Here is a 17,008-nt window from a genome sequence, read left to right as displayed (position 1 = left end):
CAGGCAGTTGAAGGCAGCGCAGCACCCGAGACCGGCCGCGCCGGGCGGACGGTGTTCCTGCTCGCGCACACCGGCCGTCCGGCGGCCGTCCGCAGCGCCGAACTCGTCGTCCAGGGGCTGCTGCGCAGCGGGATCGGCGTGCGGGTGCTGGCCGAGGAGGCCGCGGACCTGCCGCTGCCGGAGCGGGTGGAGCGGGTGGAGTCCGAGCAGTGCGCGGCCGAGGGCTGCGAACTGCTGGTCGTCCTCGGCGGGGACGGCACGCTGCTGCGCGGCGCGGACTTCGCCCGGACGTCCGGGGTGCCGATGCTCGGCGTCAACCTCGGCCGGGTCGGCTTCCTCGCCGAGGCCGAGCGCGACGACCTCGACAAGGTCGTCGACCGGGTCGTCACCCGCTCCTACGAGGTCGAGGAGCGGATGACCCTCGACGTCCTGGTGCGCAACAACGGCGCCGTGGTGCACACCGATTGGGCGCTCAACGAGGCGTCGGTGGAGAAGGCCGCCCGGGAGCGGATGCTGGAGGTGGTCACCGAGGTCGACGGCCGGCCGGTCTCCCGGTTCGGCGGTGACGGGGTGGTCTGCGCGACCCCGACCGGCTCGACCGCCTACGCCTTCTCGGCCGGCGGGCCGGTCGTCTGGCCGGAGGTCGAGGCGCTGTTGATGGTGCCGATCAGCGCGCACGCCCTGTTCGCCAAGCCGCTGGTCACCGCGCCGACCTCGGTGCTGGCCGTCGAGGTCCAGCCCAAGACCCCGCACGGGGTGCTCTGGTGCGACGGCCGGCGCACCGTCGAACTCCCCGCCGGCGCCCGCGTCGAGGTCCGCCGCGGCGCCGTCCCGGTCCGGCTGGCCCGGCTGCACCACGCCTCCTTCACGGACCGGCTGGTCGCCAAGTTCGCCCTCCCGGTGGCCGGTTGGCGGGGCGCTCCCCACTAGGGCCCGTCCTGAGGACCGTCCGTACGGACAACGGCCCGGACCGCGCGCGAGCGTGCGGTCCGGGCCGTTGTCGTGGGCGGGCGTGCGGCTACGCGCCGCCGCGCGCCAGGAGTTCCCGGGCCCGGGTCAGGGCCGTGTCGCGGCGGGCGGAGAGCTCCGCGGCGGTGAAGACCGGGGTGCGGACGGCGGGTGGGATGCCGGCTCCGTCGAAGGTGCGGCCGTCGGCGGTCAGGAACTCCTCGTTGGGCAGCCCGAACCCCCAGCCGTTGGGCAGCTTGCGGTCCAGCACGTCGGAGAAGACGCCCTGGGTGTTCTCGCCGATCCGGGTGGGCGCGGGCGAGCGGCCCATCAGGGACTGGGCGAAGGTCTCGCCCGCGCTGATCGTCAGCCGCCCGGTGAGGAGGGCGATCGGGCCGGTGTAGACGGGGCCGCGGTGCGGGCGGACGACGAGCGGCTCCGGGGTGGTGAACCGCCCCGCGTCCTGTGGGTCGTTGCGGGCTTGCTTGCGGTAGGCGAGGTAGGAGCGGTCGGTGAGCCGGGAGGCGATCCGCAGGCCGAGGGTGTCCGAGCCGCCGCCGTTGAGCCGCAGGTCGAGGACGAGGCCGCGGAGCGCGTGCGGCCCCTCGGTGCGCTCCTTGGTGAAGACGGCGTCCAACGCCCGGTCGAGCTCGGCGACATCGTCCGGGTAGCCGCCGTTCTTGGTGTAGCCGGCGAACTGGGTGATGCGGAAGTAGCCGATCCGGCCGGGCAGATCGGCGTAGGAGAGCTTGCCGTCGGCCCAGTGCCGCTGGACGGTGCCCGGGCCGAGGTGGGCGGCGAGCGCCGCGTCGACCCGGGTGGTGAACTCCGGGGTGGGCAGCACGGTGCCGGGGCGCTTGCCGGCGAACCAGTGGTCCTTGTCGGCGACGACCCGGGTGTGCGCGTCGTGCAGCGGCTCGATCATCTCGCGCAGCACCGCGAAGAGTTGGGCGTCGGTGGTGCGGGCGGTGATCCGGGGGCGGTAGCGGTCCCGGACGGCGTTCCAGTCGATGCCCTTGGCCCGGAAGAAGGGATAGTTCTCGGCGTAGGTCTGCCAGAAGACGTCGAAGACCGTCCGCGGGTCGTGGGCCGGCGGGGTCGTGCAGCGCCCGGGCAGCGCGCCGGCGCGGTGCAGGGTGCGGTGGCCGGCGTTGTCCTCGGAGGACAGCCGGGCCTCGTCCCGGCCCGCCGGGGCCACGGTGAGCGGCGCCCCGTCCGGCACGGTGAAGCGGACCGTGCCGTCCGGGCCGGGGGTGCCGGCCCGGCTGCCGGTGAGCGAGCCCGGCAGGCAACTGAGGGCGGTGGTCTCGTAGGTCTTCAGGGTGCGGCCCTGGAGGGTGACGAGGGTGCCGTAGCCGTCCGTCCGCCAGACGCCGTCCAGCGACGGCGCGGCGGCCCGCGCCGTCCCCCTCGCGTGGGCGGGGGCCGCGGCGGCGGTGCAGGCGGGCAGCACCGTCACCGCGGCCAGGGCGGCGGCCAGCAGGACCGGGGTGCGCGGGCGGCGGTCCTGGCGGGACGCGGTGCGGCGGCCGGGAGCCGGCCGGAGCGTCGCCGGGTCGCTCATGGGAGTACCTCACAAGGGTCGAAGGGGCGGAAAAGCGGGAGAAGGGGCGCCGGGCCGATCCGGTGCGCTGCCAGCCTGCCGGCCGGCCCGGACCGGCGACCATGCGGCGGCCTCCCCTCTTCCGGTGGGGTTTTCCGCAGGTCCCGGGCGCGCGGCCGGTCCCGGAGGGGAGCGGAGGGGGTGCGGGGGCGGTGGCGGTGTGGGGGAGGCCGTCGCGGGGCGGGCCCGGGACCTCGTAAGGTCATACCCGTGTTGGAGGAGATGCGGATCCGGTCCCTGGGCGTCATCGACGATGCGGTCGTCGAGCTGTCCCCGGGCTTCACGGCCGTGACCGGTGAGACCGGCGCGGGCAAGACCATGGTCGTCACCAGCCTCGGGCTGCTGCTGGGCGGACGGGCGGACCCCGCCCTGGTGCGGATCGGGGCCAAGTCGGCGGTGGTCGAGGGCAGGCTCACCCTCGCGTCCGCCTCCCCCGCGGCCGTGCGGGCCGAGGAGGCCGGCGCGGAGCTGGACGACGGCGCGCTGCTGATCAGCCGCACGGTCTCCGCAGAGGGCCGCTCGCGGGCCCATGTGGGCGGCCGTTCGGCGCCGGTCGGACTGCTCGGCGAACTCGCCGACGACCTGGTCGCGGTGCACGGCCAGACCGACCAGCAGGGCCTGCTGCGGCCGGCCCGCCAGCGCCAGGCCCTGGACCGCTACGCCGGGGACGCGGTCGCCGTCCCGCTCGCCAAGTACACCGCCGCCCACCGCCGGCTGCGTACCGTCGCCACCGAGCTGGACGAGCTGACCACCCGAGCCCGGGAGCGCGCCCAGGAGGCCGACCTGCTCCGCTTCGGCCTGGACGAGATCGCCGCCGCCGAGCCGCTGCCCGGCGAGGACGTGGAACTCGCCGCCGAGGCCGAACGGTTGGGCCACGCCGAGGCGCTGGCCTCCGCCGCGACCGCCGCGCACGGCGCGCTGGCCGGCGACCCCGTGGACCCCGAGGGCGTCGACGCCACCACCCTGGTCGCCGGCGCGCACCGCGCCCTGGAGACGGTCCGCGGCCACGACCGGGAGCTGGCCGCCCTGGCCGACCGGCTCGGCGAGCTCGGCATCCTGATGGCCGACGTCGCCACCGAACTCGCGAGCTACGCCGACGGGTTGGACGCCGACCCGCTGCGGCTGGCCGCCGTCGAGGAGCGCCGCGCCGCCCTGACCCACCTCACCCGCAAGTACGGCGCGGACCTGACCGCGGTGCTGACGTGGTCCGAGGAGAGCGCCGCCCGGCTCGCCGAACTCGACGGCGACGACGACAAGATCGCCGAGCTGACCGCGGAGCGCGACGCGCTCCGCGCCGAACTGGGCGAGCTGGCCCAGCAGTTGACCGACGCCCGGGCCGAGTCCGCGGAGCGCTTCGCCGCCGCGGTCACCACCGAGCTCGGCGAACTCGCCATGCCGCACGCCCGGGTGAGCGTCGCGCTGCACCAGAGCGAGGTGCCCGAGGACGCCGACGGCATCGTCGTGGGCGGCCGCACGGTGGCCTACGGCCCGGCCGGCGCCGACGAGGTCGAGATCCTGCTGGCCCCGCACCCGGGCGCCCCGCCCCGGCCGATCGCCAAGGGGGCCTCCGGCGGAGAGCTGTCCCGGGTGATGCTCGCCGTGGAGGTGGTCTTCGCCGGCTCCGACCCGGTGCCGACGTACCTCTTCGACGAGGTGGACGCCGGCGTCGGCGGCAAGGCGGCCGTCGAGGTCGGCCGGCGGCTGGCCAGGCTCGCCAAGTCCGCGCAGGTCGTGGTGGTCACCCACCTCCCGCAGGTCGCCGCCTTCGCCGACCGGCAGTTGCTGGTGGAGAAGACCAACGACGGCTCGGTCACCCGCAGCGGCGTCACCGTCCTGGAGGGCGAGGACCGGGTCCGCGAGCTGTCCCGGATGCTGGCCGGCCAGGAGGACTCCGAGACGGCCCGCGCGCACGCCGAGGAGCTGCTGGAGACCGCGCGCACCAGCGCGTAGCGCAGCAACGACCCACCAGGGGGAGCGACATGACGGGGACCAGCGGCCGCGGCCGGCCGCCGCGGCGGGGCGCGACGCTGCTCGCGGCGGCCGGCGCGACCCGGGCCGCCTACGAGGCGCTGCGCCGCCGGCCACCGGGCGGCCCGGCCCGCTGGGAGCGGACCAACCACGCGGGCCGGACGGTCACCCTGCACGCCGGCCCGGCGGCCGCGCTCGGCACCGCGCTGGCCGCGGCCAGCGCGCCGGGGCTGCCCGTCCGGGCGCGCGCGGCGGCGGCGCTGGCCGTGCTGGCCGCTGGCGGCTGCGGCGGCTACGACGACGTCGCCGGCGCCGGCGACCCCCGGCGCGGCTTCCGGGCGCACCTGTCCGCGCTGCGGCACGGCGAGGTCACCAGCGGCACGGTCAAGCTGTTCGGCATCGGTGCCGCCGGGCTCGCCGCCGGCACCCTGCTCAAGGACCGCCCCGCGGAACGGGTGTTGGCGGGCGTGGTGATCGCCGGCTCGGCCCATCTGGTCAACCTCCTCGACGTGCGTCCGGGCCGGGCGGCCGGCGCCGCGCTGGTGCTGGCCGCGCCGGGGCTGCTGCGCCGCGGGCCGGCCGGGCCGCTCTCCGCCGTCCCCCTCGGCGCCGCGGCCGCGCTCGTCGCGGACGACCTCGGGGAGCGCACCATGCTCGGCGACGCCGGGGCGCATGCCCTCGGCGCCGCCCTCGGCCTGGCCGTCGTCGCCGGCAACGGGCGGGCCGGACTGGCCGCGCACGCGGCCGGGTTGGTCGCCGCGGCGGCCGCCGGCGACCGCATCAGCCGCCTCGCCGGGGCGCTTTGACCCACCCCGGCGCCGGCCCCGGTTTTCCGGCCGCCCGGCCCGGAGAAGATCCGGTGCTACCCGATCCGGACAGTGAAGGTCGGGTTCCGGACAGTGGCGGGGGTGACGCTCCAGGGGCGGGTTCACCCCGTTCGGGTGGCAATCCGCGCACGCATCATGTCGCCCATGTGGGTGAATCCGTGGATCCGCGGATGAGACTTCCCACCGGAACGGCGTGCGCACGGTGCCGAATTGACGGTGCCCAACTGGCATCCTGGGCGCGGTGCGCAGTGCCGGGGCGCGCCCGCTCCGCCCTGCCCACGGGCCGGGCACGCAACCACGCCCCGACACATCGCGGCACCTCGCAGTGGCAAACCGCCCCGCCGGTACGGTTCGTACCGCGTGTACCGCCCCCCGACCCAGGAGCCCGCCCTCGTGAGCTGCACCCCGACCCCGCCGCACGGGCCGTCGTCGCTGCGCACGGTCCAGGTGCTCGGCCAGGGCGGTGCCGGCAGCGCGGCGCACGTCCGCTCCCTGGCCGAGGGGCTGGTCGCCCGCGGGATCCGGGTGACCGTCTGCGCCCCGCCGGAGTCCGAGGAGACCTACGGCTTCGCCGCGGCCGGCGCCCGCTTCGTCCCGATCACCCCGCGGCTGGACCCGGCGGGCATGGCCGTGCTCCGCGGCACCTGTTGGGACGCCGACCTGGTGCACGCGCACGGACTGCGGGCGGGCGTGCGCGCGTCGATGGCCCTGCGCGGGCTGCGCGGCCCCCGGGGCGGCCGGGTCCCGCTCGTCCTCACCTGGCACACCAAGGCGCACACCGAGGGCGCCCGGGCCCAGATGGTGCACCTCATGGAGCGTCAGGCGGCGCGGGCCGCCGCGGTCGTCCTGGGCGTCTGCTCCGACCTCGTCGACCGGGCCCGCGAGCGCGGCGCCAGGGACGCCCGCCTCGCGCCGGTCGCCGTCCCGGACCTCCGCCCCGGCCGGGCCGCCGCCGACCCCGACCGCAGCCCCGACAAGGAGCGCGCCGAACTGGGCGCGGTGGACCGGCCGTTGCTGCTCGCGGTCGGCCGGCTCGATTCCTCCCAGGGGCACGACGTGCTGCTGGACGCGGCCCGCGCCTGGTGCGGGCTGGACCCCCAGCCCCTGTTGGCCATCGCCGGCGAGGGCCCCCAACGGGCCGCGCTCCAGCGCCGGATCGACGGCGAACGACTGCCGGTCCAGCTCCTCGGCCGCCGCGACGACGTGCCCGAACTCCTCGCCGCCGCCGACCTGGTGATGCTGCCGAGCCGTTGGGAGGCGCGGTCGCTGATCGCCCAGGAGGCGCTGCGCGCCGGCGTCCCCCTGGTGGCCACCGACACCGGCGGCACCCGCGAACTGGTCGGCCGGGCCGCCGCGTTGGTCCGCTACGGCGACGCCGCCGCGCTGGCCCGTACGGTCCTGGAACTCCTCGCCGACCCGGTGCGCCGCACCGCGCTCGCCGCGGCCGGCCGCGCCCAGGCCACCCACTGGCCCAGCGAGAACGACACCGTCGCCCAGGTCCTCAGCGTCTACGACGAGTTGACCCAGCCGACCCCTTCGGACCGCCCGGTCTGACCCGGCCCGCGCACCGCGCGCTACCGCCCGGTGTGCCGCCGCGCCCGCAGCGCCAGCCGCAGCCCCAGCACGGTCCCCGGATCGTCCAGGTCCGTCCCCAGCAACTGGGCGATCCTCGCCAACCGGTCGTAGAGCGTCTGCCGGTTGACGTTCAGATCGCGGGCGGTCTCGGCCTTGCGGCCCGCGCTGGCCAGGTACGCCTCCAGCGTCGGCAGCAGCGGCTGGCGGGCGGTCCGGTCGTGGGCCAGCAGCGGGCCGATGGCGCGCTCGACGAAGTCGCCGAGCATCCCCTGCTCGCCGTGGTCCCGCATCCGCCACAGCAGCAGCTCGATGTCCAGCCGCTGGGCGTCGTACCAGGGCGCCTCCGGCAACCCCTGGGCCGCGGCCGCCGCCTCCGCCGCGTGCCGCAGCCCGGGGCCGGCCGCCGCCCAGTCGCCGGCCGTGCCGACCACCACCACCGGGCGCTGCGCGGACGGCCGGTCCAGGCCGGCCCGGACGACGCCGGCGCGCAGCGCCTCGGCGATCCGGTCGGCCAGCGCCGCCCGGTCCTGGCCGCCGCGCAGCGCCACCAGCAGCGGCACCCGGCCCTCCACGGGCCGCACACCGAGCAAGACCGGCGCCCCGGGCCCGGCCAACTCCTCGCGCAGCGCCTGGGCGAGCAGCGCCCAGCTCCCGGGGGAGGGCAGCGCCGCCGGCAGCCTCATCACCACCGGCAGGATCGCCTCGGCGCCCGGCCGGAAGCCCAACAGCCGGGCCTGCGCCGGGGCTTCGGCCGCGGAGACGCGGCCCTCCGCCAGCTCGGCGAGGAAGTCGCCGCGGCCGCGGGCGGCCAGCACCTCCTCCTGACGGGACTGGAGCATGACCACCGCCAGCAGGTCGGCGGCCCGTTCCGCGGCGATCCGGTGCACCGGCGCCAGCGGCCCGTTCACCGGGAGCAGCACCAACCGGGCGCGCACCGCGTCCGGCCCGGGCCCGCCGCCCGGCACCTCGATCCGCACGCCGGTCTCCCGCAGCCCCTCCCAGGCCAGCAGCGGATCGGCGTCCGCGCCGCCGTCGTCGCCCTCCGGCCCGGCCGCGTAGAGCGGGCTGCCGTCGGGCGCCTCCAGGCACAGCGGGTTGCCGGTGAAGACCGCGAGCAGCCGCAGCACCTCCGGGGCGCCGCCGCCCCGCAACAGCACGGCGGTGCAGCGCCGCAGCAGTTCGTCGGCGCGCCGCAGCAGGCCGTAGTGGCTGTTGATGATCTCGGTGTGGATCTCCTCGGTCACCGTGACGTACGGGACCTCGCGGTGCAGTTGGACCAGCGGCAGCCCGCAGTCCCGGGCCGCGTCGATCAGCGCCGCTGGCAGCGCGTCGAACCGCGACCCGAGCTCCACCACCAGCGCGGCCACGTCCCGGTCCGCCAGCTTGCGGATGAAGGCGCGCTGCTCGGACGGCCGGGTGCCCACCCCGAGGCCGGTGGTCAGCAGCAGCTCGCCGCCCTTGAGCAGCGAGGCGATGTGCGGCACCTCCCCGGCGTGCACCCAGCGCACCGGCCGGTCCAGCCGCCCCTCGCCGGCCAGCACCTCCGGCAGCCCGCGCCGCAACGACGGCAGCTCCAGTGCCCTGCGTACCGTGATCTCGGCTTCGATCGCCGCGCGTGGCCCCATGCCGCGAACGCTACCGCGCATCCGCCGATCCGGAGGAACGCCATCCGGATAACCGCCGCCGCCCCCGGGGAGCACCCGCCCCGCCCTTCCCCAACTTCCCCTCCCGCCCGCCCACTTGACGGCATCGGGGATCACTCGGCAGGGTGCCCGCACCAGGAGAGCGCTCACCCCCCACGAGGAGCCGCCCCATGATCACCCGCCGCACCCTGCTCGGCGGCATAGCCGCCGGCGCCACCGCCGCCGCCCTCGCCGGCCGGGCCGCCGGCGCCCCCGCCCCCCGCGCGGCCGGCCCCCTCCCGCTGCACATCGTCAACAGCTCCGGCGCCTACGCCAACACCTCCGCCTGGATCTACGTCATCGGCAACGCCGGCGGCCAACAGGTCCGCGTCACCCCCGACGGCCGCCTCGCCCCCGTCGCCCTCGCCGACAACGGCCAGGACGGCTTCACCGACTACGCCATCCCGCTCGCCGGCTCCGGCCCCACCACGCTCCAACTGCCCCCGATGTCCGGCCGGATCTACGTGTCCCTCGGCGGCAAGCTCAAGATCAAGGCGGTCGCCGACGGCAACGGCAAACCGGCCCTGGCCTACCCCGCGGGCTGGGTCGCCGGCGACCCCAACTACGACGTGCTGCACGACTGCGCCGAGTTCACCTACGACGCCAGCGGGATGCACTGCAACACCACCATGGTGGACATGTTCAGCGTCCCGCTCGCGCTGCACCTCACCGGCGCCGCCGACCAGACCACCGGCACCCTCAAGGAGGGCGCCCGTGCCAAGGTCTTCGCCGACGTCAGGGCCGCCGCCGGCTTCGACCGCCTGGTCGTCGGCGACCGCCGGGTGATCGCCCCCGGACACGGCCTGGACACCGGCCTGTTCGCCGCCGACTACCTCAACTCCGCCATCGACGAGGCATGGTCCGCCTACGCCGCCAAGGACCTCAAGGTCACCACGAACGCCGGCACCTTCACCGGCCGCACCAGCGGCGGCCAACTCGCCTTCACCGGCCCCGGAAACCTCTCCTTCACCAAGCCCGGCACCCGCGACGTGCTCTTCTGCGACGGCGTCCTGGCCGCCCCCAACGACGGGATCCGCGGCCCGGTCGCCGCCGTCCTGGGCGCCGCCCTCAACCGCTCCACCCTGGCCACCCACGCCGCCCAACCGGTCACCGACCCGGCCGCGTTCTACGGACAGCCGCACACCAACCACTACGCCCGCGCCATGCACGCGGCCACCAAGGACGGCAAGGCGTACGGCTTCGCCTTCGACGACGTCGCCGGCTTCGCCTCCTACATCGAGGACCACGCCCCCAAGGAACTCACCCTCACCCTGACCCCGTTCTGACCCCGCACGCGGACACCCCCTGCGGACCGCCCGCAAGCGCGGTCCGCAGGGGGCGCCCCAACGGGACCGGGGCGCTACCCCCCGTACGCCCCGCTCGCCGTCAGCCGCAGCGCCGTGTCGATCAGTGGAACGTGGCTGAACGCCTGCGGGAAGTTCCCCACTTGGCGCTGGAGCTTGGAGTCCCACTCCTCGGCGAGCAGCCCCAGGTCGTTGCGGAGCGAGAGCAGCTTCTCGAACAGCCTGCGGGCCTCCTCGACCCGGCCGATCATCGCCAGGTCGTCGGCCAGCCAGAACGAGCAGGCCAGGAACGCCCCTTCCTCCCCTTCGAGGCCGTCCACCCCGAGCCCCTCACCGGCCGTCGGGTAGCGCAGCACGAACCCGTCCTCGGTGGACAGCTCCCGCTGGATCGCCTCGATGGTGCCGATGACCCGCTTGTCGTCCGGCGGCAGGAAGCCGACCTGCGGGATCAGCAGCAGCGACGCGTCCAGCTCCTGCGACCCGTAGGACTGGGTGAAGGTGTTGCGCTCCTTGTCGTAGCCGCGCTCGCAGACGTCCCGGTGGATGGTCTCCCGGAGGTCCTTCCACCGCTCCAACGGCCCGTCCACGTCACCGGATTCGATCAGCTTCACCGTACGGTCCACCGCGACCCAGGTCATCACCTTGGAGTGCACGAAGTGCCGGCGCGGCCCGCGCACCTCCCAAATGCCCTCGTCCGGCTCGTCCCAGTGCTTCTCCACCCAGTCGATCAGCTTGATCTGGAGCAGCGAGGCGTAGTCGTTGCGGGCCAGCCCGGTCATGTGCGCCAGGTGCAGCGCCTCGGTGACCTCGCCGTAGACGTCCAACTGGAGCTGGCCGGCGGCCCCGTTGCCGACCCGCACCGGGCGCGAGTCCTCGTACCCGGGCAGCCACTTCAGCTCGGTCTCGCCCAACTCCCGCTCACCGGCGATGCCGTACATGATCTGGAGGTTCTCCGGGTCGCCGGCCACCGCCCGCAGCAGCCACTCCCGCCACGCCCGGGCCTCCTCGCGGTAGCCGGTGCGCAGCAGCGACGACAGGGTGATCGCCGCGTCCCGGAGCCAGGTGAAGCGGTAGTCCCAGTTCCGTACCCCGCCGATGCACTCCGGCAGTGACGTCGTCGGCGCCGCCACGATCCCGCCCGTCGGCGCGTACGTCAGCGCCTTCAGGGTGATCAACGAGCGCACCACCGCGTCCCGGTAGGGCCCGTGGTACGTGCAGTGCTCGACCCACTCCCGCCAGAACTCCTCGGTCGCCTCCAGCGACGCCTCCGGCTCGGCCAGCGCCGGCGGCTCCTGGTGCGAGGGCTGCCAACTGATCGTGAACGCGATCCGCTCGCCCGGCGACACCGTGAAGTCGGAGTACGTCGTCAGGTCCTTGCCGTAGGTCTCGGTCGAGGTGTCCAGCCACACCGCGTCCGGCCCGGCCACCGCCACGGTCCGGCCGTCCACCTTGTGCACCCACGGCACCACCCAGCCGTACGCGAACCGCATCCGCAGCTCCGAGCGCATCGGTACCCGGCCGCTGACGCCCTCCACGATGCGGATCACCTGCGGCACGCCGTCCCGGGGCGGCATGAAGTCGATCACCCGGACGGTACCGCGCGGGGTGTCCCACTCGGACTCCAGGACGAGTGAATCCCCGCGGTAGCGCCGCCGGTCCGCGGCCCGCGGACCCTCCCCGGCCGGCCCCATCCGCCAGAAGCCGTGCTCCTCGGTGCCCAGCAGCCCGGCGAAGACCGCCATCGAGTCGAAACGGGGCAGGCACAGCCAGTCGACGGTGCCGTCCCGGCACACGAGAGCGGCGGTCTGCATATCACCGATAAGTGCGTAGTCCTCGATGCGCCCGGCCACGTGCATCTCCCGTCGAACTGGAGTCACGCCCCCCATGGGACGTTGTGTGCTGTCCGTCCTGCCCATGAAACGTCGCCGAGCTGCGGGACCGGAAAACGGGCGGGGGTGGTGCCTTCCCGGACGGCTCGGAGCGAGTGTCCGAGCAGGATACGACGCAGGCGGGCGGGGCGCGCGATGCTCGCGTCGAGTGGGGCTGGTCCGAACGGGTGGCCGTGTTCGAGGGCACTCCGGGTGCGCGGCCGGACGCGACCACGCCCGGTCGCTGATAGCCTGGTACCCCGTGGACCGGTGGGACCCAGCAGAAATGCGGCACCCCCGAACCGCAGCGACACCGCCCCCTGAATCCCAGGGCCGGCGCCCTGTCGCCCCTCTCCACCTCGCGACCACGGGAGCTCCCTCTTGGCCATGCCGCCCAAATCCACGACGACCAAGCACCTCTTCGTCACCGGGGGCGTCGCCTCCTCGCTCGGCAAGGGGCTCACCGCCTCCAGCCTGGGTGCGCTCCTGAAGGCGCGCGGCCTGCGGGTCACGATGCAGAAGCTGGACCCGTACCTCAACGTCGACCCCGGCACGATGAACCCGTTCCAGCACGGCGAGGTGTTCGTCACCAACGACGGCGCCGAGACCGACCTGGACATCGGCCACTACGAGCGCTTCCTCGACGTCGACCTCGACGGCTCGGCGAACGTCACCACCGGCCAGGTCTACAACACCGTGATCGCCAAGGAGCGGCGCGGCGAGTACCTCGGTGACACCGTGCAGGTCATCCCGCACATCACCAACGAGATCAAGCACCGCATCCGGCGGCTGGCCACCGACGACGTCGACGTGGTCATCACCGAGGTCGGCGGCACGGTCGGCGACATCGAGTCGCTGCCGTTCCTGGAGACCGTCCGCCAGGTCCGCCACGAGGTCGGCCGGGACAACGTCTTCGTCGTGCACATCTCGCTGCTGCCCTACATCGGCCCGTCCGGCGAGCTGAAGACCAAGCCGACCCAGCACTCCGTCGCCGCGCTGCGCAACATCGGCATCCAGCCCGACGCGATCGTGCTGCGCGCCGACCGCGAGGTCCCCACCGCCATCAAGCGGAAGATCTCGCTGATGTGCGACGTCGACGAGGCCGCGGTCATCGCCTGCCCGGACGCCCCGTCGATCTACGACATCCCCAAGGTCGTGCACGCCGAGGGCCTGGACGCCTACGTCGTCCGCAAGCTGGACCTGCCGTTCCGGGACGTGGACTGGACCCAGTGGGCGGACCTGCTCGACCGGGTCCACAACCCCGACCACGAGGTCAAGGTCGCCCTGGTCGGCAAGTACATCGACCTGCCCGACGCCTACCTCTCGGTCACCGAGGCGCTGCGCGCCGGCGGCTTCGCCAACAAGGCCCGCGTCAAGATCAAGTGGGTCACCTCCGACGACTGCAAGACCCCGGCCGGCGCCCGCGAGCAGCTCGCGGACTGCGACGCGGTCTGCATCCCCGGCGGCTTCGGCGACCGCGGCGTGGACGGCAAGGTCGGCGCGATCACCTACGCCCGGGAGAACAAGCTCCCGCTGCTCGGCCTCTGCCTGGGCCTGCAGTGCGTGGTCATCGAGGCGGCCCGCAACCTCGCCGGCATCGAGGGCGCCAACTCCACCGAGTTCGACCCGGCCGCCACCGACCCGGTGATCTCCACCATGGCCGAGCAGATGGACATCGTCGCCGGCGAGGGCGACATGGGCGGCACCATGCGGCTGGGCATGTACCCGGCCAAGCTGGCCGAGGGCTCCATCGTCCGCGAGGTCTACGGCGGCGAGCCCTACGTCGAGGAGCGCCACCGCCACCGCTACGAGGTCAACAACGCCTACCGCGGCGAGCTGGAGAAGAAGGCCGGCCTGCTGTTCTCCGGCACCTCCCCGGACAACAAGCTGGTCGAGTACGTCGAGTACCCGCGCGAGGCCCACCCCTACCTGGTCGCCACCCAGGCGCACCCGGAGCTGCGGTCCCGCCCGACCCGTCCGCACCCGCTCTTCGCCGGCCTGGTGAAGGCCGCCGTCGAGCGCAAGGTGGGTGCCCCGAAGCCGGGCGCCAAGAAGTAGGCGGAACCCCTCCCGTTACGGTTGCCGGGGTACGGCCTCGTTCAGCGAGGCGGTACCCCGGTTTCCGCGTTGGCACAGGCACACACAGGAGGACGCGCATGGCGATCAAGGACACCCCGGAGGAGTGGACCGTCACCGGGACCACGACGCCGTTCACCGGGGCCAAGACCAGCGTCCGCACCGACCGGGTCGTCATGCCGGACGGCTCCACCGCCACCCGCGACTACCAGGTCCACCCCGGCTCGGTAGCGGTCCTCGCCCTCGACGACGCCGACCGCGTCCTGGTCCTGCGCCAGTACCGCCACCCGGTGCGGCAGAAGCTGTGGGAGATCCCCGCCGGGCTGCTCGACGTCCCCGGCGAGAACCCGCTGCACGCCGCACAGCGCGAGCTCTACGAGGAGGCGCACGTCAAGGCCGGGGACTGGCGGGTGCTGACCGACGTCTACACCACCCCGGGCGGCTGCGACGAGGCGGTGCGGATCTTCCTGGCCCGCGGGCTGTCCGAGGCCGAGGGGGAGCGCTTCGAGGTCTCCGAGGAGGAGGCCGACATGGAGCTGGCGCGGGTCCCGGTCGACGAGCTGGCCCGCGGCGTGCTCGCCGGCGAACTGCACAACAACTGCCTCGTCGTCGGGGTGCTGTCGCTGATCGCGGCCCGGGCCGGCGACGGCCTGTCCGCCCTCCGGCCCGCCGACGCGCCCTGGCCGGCCCGCCCCTTCACGGTCTGACCCGCCGCCGGCCGCCCGGTTCCGCCTCCCGGTCGGATGATCGTCCGATCCGATCGAGTGATCCAACAGCCCTGCTCCGCACGGGTCGTGACGGTTCGTGAACTACGCTCGGCAGGGTTCCCGTGCGCGCCCGCGACGGGGACCGACGCGCAGGGCGGACGGGAGCGTGACCGGTGACGGACCAGGTGGTGGGCGGGGGGCACCTCGCACCGGGAGCGGCGCGCGGGGCCGGCGCGGCGGCGCGGGAACGGCGGGGCGCGCTGCCCCGTCAGGACGCCGCCACCGCCCGCGCCGGCCTCCCGGGTTTCGCCGGCCGCCGCCATGAACTCAAGGCGCTGCGCGCCGACATCGGGCGGGCCGGCCTGGACACCCTCACCGGCCGCCGCGGCGCCCGCAGCCGGGTGCTGTTGATCGCCGGCCGCCCCGGATCCGGCCGCACCACGCTCGCCGAGGCACTGCTGCGGGAGGTCGCGGACGACTATCCCGACGGGGTGCTGCGGGCCGTCCTGACCGGCCGGGACGGCGCCCCCGTCGGCCTCGCCCGCACCGCCCGGGACCTGCTCGCCGCGCTCGGTGCCGATGCCCCGGCCGGCGCCGACGAGGACGAGTTGGCGGAGGCGGTGCGCACGGCCCTGGCCGGCCGGCGGGTGGCGTTGCTGCTGGACGACGCACCGGGCGCCGAGCACGTCGAGCCGCTCATCCCGGACGCACCGGACTGCCTCGTAGTGGTCGTCGCTCAGGGCCCGTTGACCGGCATCCCGGACGTCCGGCCGTGCGCCCTGGGCGGGTTGGACACCGCGTCCGCCGTCGAGGTGCTGTGCCACTACGCGGGGCCGACCCGGGTCACCGTCGATCCGCGCACCGCGGAGGCGGTGGCCGAGGAGAGCGGCGGCCAACCGGCCGCGCTGATACTGGCGGGCGCCTGGCTCGCCGCCCGCCCCAAGCTGTCCGTCGCCGACCTGCGCCAGGCGCTGCTCGCCGTGCCGCTGCCGCCGGACCTGCCGGCCGGTGCCCGCCCCCTGCACCGCGCCTTCCACCTCACCTACGGTTCGCTGCCCCAACCGGCCGCCCGGATACTGCGGTTCGCCACCCTCGCCCCGGACGGCCTGGTGGACGCGCACACCGCGGCCGCGCTCGGCGGGTGCACGATGCCGGCGGCCGCCGCCGTGCTGCACGACTTCGTCGCGCTGGGCCTGTTGCGCCCGGTCGACGGGACCGACCTCGCCGGGGCCGGTCCCGTCGACGCCGGCGCCGCCCCCCGCTACCGGCTCCCCGGCTGCCTCGCCCCGCTCTCCCGGGCGCTGCTGCACGACCACGAGCGGCCGGCCGACGTCCAGTTGGCCCGGGCCCGGATGCTGGAGCGGACCGTGCGGCTGGTCCGCTCCTGCTGGGCGGCCGCAGAACCGGACGGCTCCCCGGCCCGCCGGAGGGCCGCGGAGCTGCCCCGCCCGCTGCGCTTCGCCACCCGGACCGCCGCCGCGCACTGGTTGCGCACCCGCCGCGGCGCCCTCCTGGACGCCGCCGCGATGGCCGTGGCGGACGGCCAACTCGACACGCTGGACCGGCGGTTGATCGCCGCGCTGACCCGCGCGCTCCTCGCCCACCAGGGCCCCGAGACCGCCGCCGCCGACCTCTACGCCCTGCACGAGCTGGTGCTCCGCGTCGCCGAGCGCCGCACCGTCCCGCGCGACCGGGCCGCCGCCCTGCTCAACCTCGGCGACCTGGACGTCCGGGCCGGCCGCACCGAGCAGGCGCTGGGCCGCTACCGGGGTGCCCTGGAGGCGGCCCGGTCGGTGAAGGACCCGGTGGCCACCGGCCGCGCCTTGGAATCGTTGGGCGACAGCTACGCCGAGTTGGCCGACTGGGTCCGGGCCGCCGACTGGTACGGGCGGGCGCTGGAGCTGCGGTTGGCCCGCGGCGAGCGGTCCGACGCGGCGCGGCTGTACTCCCGGATCGGGGGCGCGAACGGCCGCGCGGGCCGCTACGAACAGGCGCTCAAGGACTGCCGGACGGCCGCCCGCACCTTCCGGCGGCTCGGTGATCCCGCAGCTCAGGCGCGTGCGGAGGAGGTCGCGGCGGGGGTCCACGAGTGCGCCGGGCAGCTCGACGCGGCGCTGGGCAGCCGCCTGGCAGCCCTCGATCTCGCCCGCGCCGCGGCCGACGGGGAGCTGGAGGCGGATCTTCAGCTTCGGATTGCGGAGCTGCTCGACAGGCTCGGCGACCCACAAGCGGCACGGCTCCACCGGGCGGCGGGGGAGCGCTGCCGCAAGGAGATCCCCGAGTGACCTACGAAATCGGTAGTGGTCTTCCGGAAAATTAGTTGTTTACAAGGCTAGACAACACGAGGTCCTTCAATAGACTGGGCGAGCCGCGTACGGCGCGGTCGCTCCCGCCATGCATCGCATGAGGGATAATTCCTATCGCAAGCACTCATTCAAGGACCGTGATCG

The 17,008-nt window shown here is 75.1% G+C and carries 11 protein-coding genes; 8 read left to right on the top strand and 3 right to left on the bottom strand.

Annotated elements, in window-relative coordinates; genetic code table 11:
- Window positions 1-51 precede the first annotated feature (51 nt).
- Entirely contained in the window at window positions 52-930 is an 879-nt protein-coding gene (locus ACIQU6_RS29570; RefSeq protein WP_342456968.1) for an NAD kinase, read from the top strand.
- 88 nt (window positions 931-1,018) lie between these two features.
- Here the strand turns inward: ACIQU6_RS29570 and ACIQU6_RS29565 are convergent, their stop codons facing one another.
- On the bottom strand, window positions 1,019-2,512 hold the full coding sequence (locus tag ACIQU6_RS29565) for a S41 family peptidase (protein WP_403484748.1): 1,494 nt from the start codon (window positions 2,510-2,512) through the stop codon (window positions 1,019-1,021).
- Window positions 2,513-2,773: 261 nt separating this feature from the next.
- Here ACIQU6_RS29565 and recN point away from each other — a divergent pair, with 261 nt between their 5' ends.
- The 3 genes from recN to ACIQU6_RS29550 all read left to right on the top strand — a co-directional run bounded on the left by recN (window position 2,774) and on the right by ACIQU6_RS29550 (window position 6,900).
- Window positions 2,774-4,501: a DNA repair protein RecN gene (gene recN / locus ACIQU6_RS29560; RefSeq protein ID WP_403484766.1), complete on the top strand. Its 1,728-nt coding sequence runs from the start codon at window positions 2,774-2,776 to the stop codon at window positions 4,499-4,501.
- Between the two features lie 29 nt (window positions 4,502-4,530).
- Window positions 4,531-5,325, top strand: coding sequence for a hypothetical protein (locus tag ACIQU6_RS29555; protein ID WP_403484747.1), 795 nt, complete (start codon window positions 4,531-4,533; stop codon window positions 5,323-5,325).
- A 414-nt stretch (window positions 5,326-5,739) separates the two neighbouring features.
- A complete protein-coding gene (locus ACIQU6_RS29550; protein WP_403484746.1) occupies window positions 5,740-6,900 on the top strand; it encodes a glycosyltransferase family 4 protein in 1,161 nt (386 codons plus the stop codon).
- A 20-nt stretch (window positions 6,901-6,920) separates the two neighbouring features.
- Here ACIQU6_RS29550 and ACIQU6_RS29545 read toward each other — a convergent pair whose 3' ends face one another.
- A complete protein-coding gene (locus ACIQU6_RS29545) occupies window positions 6,921-8,546 on the bottom strand; it encodes a PucR family transcriptional regulator (RefSeq protein WP_403484745.1) in 1,626 nt (541 codons plus the stop codon).
- Between the two features lie 188 nt (window positions 8,547-8,734).
- On the opposite strand from ACIQU6_RS29545, the gene ACIQU6_RS29540 reads away from it, so the two are divergent.
- On the top strand, window positions 8,735-9,889 hold the full coding sequence (locus ACIQU6_RS29540) for a beta-1,3-glucanase family protein (RefSeq protein ID WP_403484744.1): 1,155 nt from the start codon (window positions 8,735-8,737) through the stop codon (window positions 9,887-9,889).
- Window positions 9,890-9,963: 74 nt separating this feature from the next.
- On the opposite strand, the gene ACIQU6_RS29535 is transcribed toward ACIQU6_RS29540, so the two are convergent.
- The gene (locus ACIQU6_RS29535) at window positions 9,964-11,763 is read right to left on the bottom strand and encodes a glycoside hydrolase family 15 protein (RefSeq protein WP_403484765.1); all 1,800 of its coding nucleotides are present in this window, start codon (window positions 11,761-11,763) and stop codon (window positions 9,964-9,966) included.
- 399 nt (window positions 11,764-12,162) lie between these two features.
- Here ACIQU6_RS29535 and ACIQU6_RS29530 point away from each other — a divergent pair, with 399 nt between their 5' ends.
- From ACIQU6_RS29530 to ACIQU6_RS29520, 3 genes are all read left to right on the top strand, one after another.
- Entirely contained in the window at window positions 12,163-13,833 is a 1,671-nt protein-coding gene (locus tag ACIQU6_RS29530; protein ID WP_403484743.1) for a CTP synthase, read from the top strand.
- A gap of 98 nt (window positions 13,834-13,931) precedes the next feature.
- Entirely contained in the window at window positions 13,932-14,558 is a 627-nt protein-coding gene (locus tag ACIQU6_RS29525) for an NUDIX domain-containing protein (RefSeq protein ID WP_403484742.1), read from the top strand.
- Window positions 14,559-14,731: 173 nt separating this feature from the next.
- Complete coding sequence (locus ACIQU6_RS29520; RefSeq protein WP_403484741.1) at window positions 14,732-16,843, top strand: tetratricopeptide repeat protein; 2,112 nt, start codon at window positions 14,732-14,734, stop codon at window positions 16,841-16,843.
- Window positions 16,844-17,008 lie beyond the last annotated feature (165 nt).

The organism is Streptomyces sp. NPDC090442 (assembly GCF_044769405.1).
GTDB lineage: Bacteria > Actinomycetota > Actinomycetes > Streptomycetales > Streptomycetaceae > Streptomyces.
Note: the sequence above shows the minus strand (reverse complement) of the source record. Positions and strands in the feature narration are given on the sequence as shown.